We start from the raw sequence: 6,195 nt of genomic DNA, 5'->3' as shown, positions 1-6,195 counted from the left end.
GCCTTGCAGCCTGCAGCGAGAACCTTCTCTTCGAAGACTTCGCGCGTGCCGTGTTTTTCACCCGGGATGAGTGCCGTGATCTTCCAGTCGGGGAAGTTCGCGTTCACGTCCTTCCAGGTCTTGTTCGGATTCTCAACGAGCTTGCCACCCACCGGCACATTCGCGCCAAGGGCGAGGAACCAGTCCGCCGGCGTGAAGGCGAATTCCGGGCCGTTCACATCGCTCGCAAAGACGATGCCGTCATAGCCGAAGCGCACTTCGATGATGTCGGTGACGCCAGCCGCCGCGCAGGCCGCCTTCTCATCTTCCTTGATCGGGCGCGAGGCATTGGCAATGTCGATCTGGTTCAGACCAACACCACCGCAGAACTGCTTGAGACCGCCGCCCGAGCCGCCGGACTCGACAACCGGTGTCCTGAACTGCGGGAAGGTCTGGCCGAACTGCTCCGCCACAATGTTGGCGTAGGGCAGCACGGTCGAAGAACCGGCGATCTGGATTTGGTCGCGCGCATGGGCAGCGCCTGCCACCGAAAAGGCAGCGAGGGCAAGTGTTGCGGCCATCGTCAGAGTTTTGAATGTCACGTTCGTTCTCCAGTATGTGAGTGCCGGGCAAAGGGCAATCACTCAGAGAGCCCCCTTTGGCGCCCGCGCCTGCTGCGATTTCCGAATTCGCGTTGGGCTTAACCTTCAGGCGAGCAGACGCTACCGGGGTGTCGCAAAGGGTTTACGACGGTTGCATGACAGTTTTGCGACGGTGGAGAAACGCGCGTTTTATCCGGCCTGAGCCGTCTCCGGCGCAAGGGGAATCATGACGGAAAAGGAAGCACCCGCCCCGACCTCGCTCTCGATGGAGAGCACGCCCTGATGGCGGTTCACGATATGCTTCACAATGGCAAGGCCAAGCCCGGTACCGCCACGCGCCCGGCTTTCAGCCACATCGACGCGATAGAATCGCTCTGTCAGCCGCGGCAGATATTCTTTGGCGATCCCCGGCCCATAGTCGCGCACGGTGAGGCGAAGCATGGGCTTTCCGCTTCTTTCCGCCCGACCGAGAATAATGTCGATCCGCTTGCCAGAGTGGCCGTAGCGCAGTGCATTGTCGGCAAGGTTCTGCACGACCTGCGTCAGTTCATCCCGGTCGCCCAGAACAAGGGGAAGAGAAGGCTCCGTATCAATGGTGAGTGCTACACCATGTTCCGTGAGCAGGGGGCCAAGGGCATCCGCCACATCCCCCACCACATCAAGCAGGTTCACAGCGTCCGAAGGCCGGACATGCTCGCGCAGCTCAATGCGAGAGAGGGAGAGGAGGTCGTCAATCAGGCGGCGCATCCGGTTGGCCTGATCGGCCATGATTTCCAGAAACTTTTCGCGCGCTTCGGCGTCATCACGGGCGTGACCGCGCAGCGTATCGATGAAGCCTGACAGAGAGGCTAGCGGTGTTTTCAGTTCATGGCTTGCAAAGGCCACAAAATCCGCCCGCATAGCCTCGACGCGGTGCGCCTCTGTCACATCGCGCAGCAGCGCAAGAGTGACCGGGAATGCGCCCGCCTCCCCGCTCTCCACACGCGCGACATAGGCGCTGTAATGACGCTGGACAGGCACGGGGATCGAATATTCGATGGTGCGCTGGATACCATCCTTCGTGACCGCCTCAATGGCAGCGATAAGGGGCGCGCTGCGCAGCACCGTTGCGACATGGCGGCCCGGTGCGGCCTTGCCGACAAGTGCTTCAGCCGCTTCATTTGCAAGAACAACACGGCCCGCCTCATCGAAAACGATCAAGGGGTCAGGCAGCCTGTTCACGAGGGCGAGCGCCCTGCGGCCATTGGGATCGCTCATGCCTGTCTTTTCGGCTGCACGCAGACGGATCGGCATTGTTTCGCCGACAACCATCAGCCGCGTTGCGGAAATGCCCGCGAGCAACAGAAAAGAGCAGAAAGCGACAACCGGGTGAAGCGCGCCAAAAAGGGCGAGCAGCAGAAAGATAACAGCAGCGGATACCACAAAGGTGCGGGTGCCGGTCCATCTGAAACCGAAATCCCGCAACCAAAGCCTTATCCGCTCTGACAAACTGCCGCCGCCTGCCGCCATCTTCGCCCGTTCAGACTCCGAAATCCCAGCTCATGCCCTCTTCGTAGCATTTGAGCACGGACTTCGCGATGACGATACGGTGCACCTCATCCGGGCCGTCGGCGAGGCGGAGCGTGCGCGCGCCCTGAAACATGCCGGCAAGCGGCGTGTCACCTGAGACACCCAGCGCCCCATGCACCTGGATCGCACGGTCCACCACCCGCTCAAAGGCGGCGGGGACAAATATCTTGATCGCCGAAATATCGACGCGGGCAGACGCGCCTTCCTCCATGCGATGCGCGCAATGAATGGTCATCAGGCGGGCCGCCTGAATATCCATATAGCTGTCCGCGATGAAGCCCTGGATGAATTGCTTGGTTGCCAGCTTACCGCCATGCACCTCACGGCTCATGGCACGCTTGCACATCATGTCGAAGGCGCGCCACATCTGGCCGATCGAGTTCATGCAATGAAAGACCCGGCCTTCGCCGAGCCTGTCCTGTGCTGCCTGATGGCCGCTGCCGGTGCGGCCAAGCTGGTTTTCAAGCGGTACACGGACATTTTCATATTTGATCTCGCAATGATCGCCATGCGTATGGCCCCAGACAGGCACAGAGCGGATGATATTCACGCCGGGCGTGTTCATCGGCACGATGATCTGGGTCATCTTGTCTTTCACGCCGCCCTTGCCGTCTTCCTGTTCGGTCCGGCACATAACAATGGCGATGTCGGCGCGGCGGCCATTGGAGGTGAACCATTTATGGCCATTGATGACCCAGTGGTCGTCATCCTTCACCGCGCGCGTCTGGATCGCGTAAGGATCAGAACCCGGCTGGTCCGGCTCTGTCATGGAGAAACAGCTTTCGATTTCGCCTGCGACAAGCGGCTCCAGCCATTTCTTTTTCTGCTCCGGAGTGCCGTATTTCAGAAGGATTTTTTGATTGCCGGAATTGGGGGCCACCACACCAAAAAGCCGCGCCGAGAATGGCGACCACGCCATGATTTCGTTCATATAGGCGTGGCGCAGAAAGCCGATACCCATGCCGCCATATTCTTCCGGCAGATGCGGTGCCCAGAGACCTTCCTCCTTCACCTTCGCCTTGATCTTCTCACGGACGGCATCGGCCTCTTCCCCGCCCCTGTAAAGAATCGGCTCGGCGGGGATGATGTCTTCGGTCACGATTTTCGCCGTGCGAAGCCTGATCTCATTCGTTCCGTCATCGAGACCCGGTATGGGCTGAACCTGCATCTTTCTCTTCCTCTCTCCCGATATTTCCCTATGGCTGGTTGGTGACAGCATAGAGGGCGAAGAGAGGCGCGGTCCAACACTACCAAAATCGGCAGGCGCGCCCGTGACATTTGCATGAAATTTCGGTCGAACTTGCTAGTCTGGCGCCAATCCACGAAACGAAGCGGCGGACCGGAAAGCCATGACCACCATCAGCGGAAAACTCGCAGTCATCACAGGCGCAGCAAGCGGCATCGGCCGCGCGACGGCCATTGAACTCGCAAGGCGCGGCGCGCGCGTGGCGGTAACGGATGTCAACCGGGACGGGCTTGCTGAAACGGAAGCGCTCATCAAGGCCGCAGGCGGCGAGGTGACAACCTATCTTCTCGATGTGGCAGATCGCGATGCCTTTCATGCCTTCGCACAGGAAATCGAAGAGACGCAGGGCGGGGCCGATATCGTTATCAACAATGCCGGTGTCGCGCAGATCGCGCGCGTGGAAGACCTCACTTATGATGATTTCGAATGGGTGATGAATATCGACTTCTGGGGCATGGTCTATGGCACCAAGGCCTTTCTGCCTCAACTTCAGGCCAAAGGCAGCGGACACATCGTCAATGTGTCCAGCCTGTTCGGCCTTCTCGCCGTGCCTTCGCAAGCCGCCTACAACTCGGCAAAATTCGCCATTCGCGGCTTCACCGAGGCGCTGCGCCACGAGATGAGGGGCACGGAGATCAGGGTTTCCTGCGTCCATCCGGGCGGCATCAAGACCAATATCGTGCGCAACGCGCGCTTCCTTCAAAGCACACAAGCGACCGAGCGGGAAGAAGCCGTGACAGGCTTTGACAGGATCGCCCGCACTACGCCGGAGCGGGCTGGAATTGTCATTGTGGACGGCATCGAGAAGAACAGGGAGCGCATCCTGATCGGTATGGATGCAAAGATCATCGATCTGTTGCAGCGGCTTATGCCTGCTTCCTACGGCAAGCTGCTCTTCCGGCGCGACTCCGCCATTCTTCGCAAGCCGAACGAGGGACGTTAACGCAAAAGCGCGCGGGCGTCCTTTTGCCCGGCTACAATCCGAGGCAGGTCGCCGATCCCGCCTGGGCGCGCGCCTGGGCACGCCTTTTCGCAGCAAGGCTGTTTTTCGGCAGGCGCGACCTTGCTTTCGGGGTGGTCCCTGCAAGCCGGGGCTTGCCAATGACCTCATTTACCTCTCCGGCTGGCCACCCGTGCTTGCCGTCCACGTTATGCTGGGGCTGGCGCTGTTCGGCCTGGGGCGGCATTGCGTATGACGAAATAGAGGCTTATTTCACTGCCCACTTGACAGAAATGCCCGTCAGGTATGATTTACCAACTCATCCACAATGACCGGGCCCCTCTGACGGCTTCCACCCCCGCCATGTCGGCATTGTTCATCGTCATCCAACGCATGGACGAGCGCCCGAATTGAACCTTCCTGATTTTCTGTTTCTCCTGTTTCTCGGCAAACCAGTCTGGATGTGGGTGGGGTTCCTCGCCCTCGTCATGCTGTTGCTCGCGCTTGACCTTGGCGTCTTTCACCGCAAGCAACATGCGATCGGCGTATCGGAGAGCCTGAAGCTTTCAGCCTTCTATATTGCGCTGGGGCTTTCCTTTGGTGGCTTCATCTGGTGGTGGCTCGGCTCCGAGAAGGGGCTCGAATATCTCACCGGCTTCGTGATCGAAAAGAGCCTCGCGGTCGATAATCTTTTCGTCATCGCCATGATCTTCGCGCATCTGTCGATCCCGCGCGAATATCAGCACCGGGTTCTTTTCTGGGGCATCCTCGGCGTGATCGTGCTGCGCGGCGTGATGATCGGCCTTGGCGCCACGCTGGTTGAACGCTTTGAATGGATCCTCTGGTTCTTTGCCGTTTTCCTCGTCTATAGCGGCATCCGCATGTTCTTCTCGGGCGACGAAACCGATCCGCCCGAGAGCGAAAATGCGGTTATCGGCTTCATGCGACGGAACTTCCGCGTCACGAAGCGCCTCTATGGCACCCATTTCTTTGTGCGCCGTCCGATTGATCGGCATGGCCGTACTGCGCTTTTCATGACGCCGCTTTTCCTAGCGCTGGTCGTGATCGAAGCCGCAGACGTGATCTTCGCCGTTGATTCCGTGCCGGCCGTTTTCGCCATCACGACGGATGCCTATATCGTCTATACGAGCAACGTCTTCGCCATTCTCGGGCTTCGCGCGCTCTATTTCGCACTGGCGGCAACCATTGAACGCTTCCGCTATCTCAAACATGCCCTTGCCATCGTGCTCGTCTTTATCGGCTCGAAAATCGTGGTGGCCGACATGCTGGGCATTGCAAAAATTCCGCCTTCCATCTCGCTCGGCGTGACAGCCGTGCTGCTTACCGGTGGCGTTGCCTATTCCATGTGGCGCACAAGGGGCGAGGAGCCGCGGCCGCTGCTTTAACGCCGCCCTCATGGAAACATCACATTGATGCCCTTGAATTGTCGTAGTTCGTGTCTATCTATGTCTTCAGACGCGAAGGCCTGCTGAAGCAAGCCTCAGAGGGCGCGGGAGCCGGATGTACGTTCCTGCCGCCCGATCCGCGTCGAATACAAGCCCTCCTTCGCAGGAGGGCTTTCTGTTTCCATGCAGTCTTGACCGATTCCGCCCAGACCCCCCGTTTGGCGTGCTGCGCGGTGCGCGCTAATCTGCGCAAAAGAGACATAAGACATGGAAAACAGCATGACGGACAGATCCAGCTCCCTTATCGGCCCGGCCTCACGCTTCTATTTTTCTCAGCGGTTGCGGCTTCATTATGTGGACTGGGGCAATGAAGATGCGCCCCCGCTTCTGCTCATTCACGGCGGCCGCGACCATTGCCGAAACTGGGACTGGGCGGCGGAGGCGCTGCGCGAC

5 protein-coding genes are annotated in these 6,195 nt (G+C 59.4%); 2 read left to right on the top strand and 3 right to left on the bottom strand.

Annotated elements, in window-relative coordinates; all coding sequences use genetic code 11:
• From WBF74_RS13740 to WBF74_RS13730, 3 genes are all read right to left on the bottom strand, one after another.
• On the bottom strand, nucleotides 1-560 hold a 560-nt coding region (locus WBF74_RS13740), incomplete at its 3' end, for a substrate-binding domain-containing protein (protein WP_424440874.1).
• Nucleotides 561-770: 210 nt separating this feature from the next.
• Nucleotides 771-2,045: an ATP-binding protein gene (locus tag WBF74_RS13735; RefSeq protein WP_424440872.1), complete on the bottom strand. Its 1,275-nt coding sequence runs from the start codon at nucleotides 2,043-2,045 to the stop codon at nucleotides 771-773.
• Between the two features lie 55 nt (nucleotides 2,046-2,100).
• A complete protein-coding gene (locus tag WBF74_RS13730) occupies nucleotides 2,101-3,318 on the bottom strand; it encodes an acyl-CoA dehydrogenase family protein (protein ID WP_424440870.1) in 1,218 nt (405 codons plus the stop codon).
• A gap of 181 nt (nucleotides 3,319-3,499) precedes the next feature.
• Here WBF74_RS13730 and WBF74_RS13725 point away from each other — a divergent pair, with 181 nt between their 5' ends.
• Both WBF74_RS13725 and WBF74_RS13720 read left to right on the top strand, forming a co-directional pair.
• The gene (locus tag WBF74_RS13725; protein ID WP_424440868.1) at nucleotides 3,500-4,339 is read left to right on the top strand and encodes an SDR family NAD(P)-dependent oxidoreductase; all 840 of its coding nucleotides are present in this window, start codon (nucleotides 3,500-3,502) and stop codon (nucleotides 4,337-4,339) included.
• Between the two features lie 458 nt (nucleotides 4,340-4,797).
• Nucleotides 4,798-5,742: a TerC family protein gene (locus WBF74_RS13720; RefSeq protein ID WP_424440866.1), complete on the top strand. Its 945-nt coding sequence runs from the start codon at nucleotides 4,798-4,800 to the stop codon at nucleotides 5,740-5,742.
• Nucleotides 5,743-6,195: the final 453 nt, after the last annotated feature.

Source organism: Parvibaculum sp. (assembly GCF_049672805.1).
Taxonomy (GTDB): Bacteria; Pseudomonadota; Alphaproteobacteria; order Parvibaculales; family Parvibaculaceae; genus Parvibaculum.
The sequence above is the reverse complement of the archived record's forward strand: the minus strand, read 5'-3'. Positions and strand labels throughout refer to the sequence as shown.

What these genes read in the sequence shown, in the direction of transcription:
- WBF74_RS13730 (WP_424440870.1), bottom strand. Translation starts at nt 3,318, where the DNA reads ATGCAGGTTCAGCCCATACCGGGTCTCGATGACGGAACGAATGAGATC.
- WBF74_RS13725 (WP_424440868.1), top strand. Translation starts at nt 3,500, where the DNA reads ATGACCACCATCAGCGGAAAACTCGCAGTCATCACAGGCGCAGCAAGC.
- WBF74_RS13720 (WP_424440866.1), top strand. Translation starts at nt 4,798, where the DNA reads ATGTGGGTGGGGTTCCTCGCCCTCGTCATGCTGTTGCTCGCGCTTGAC.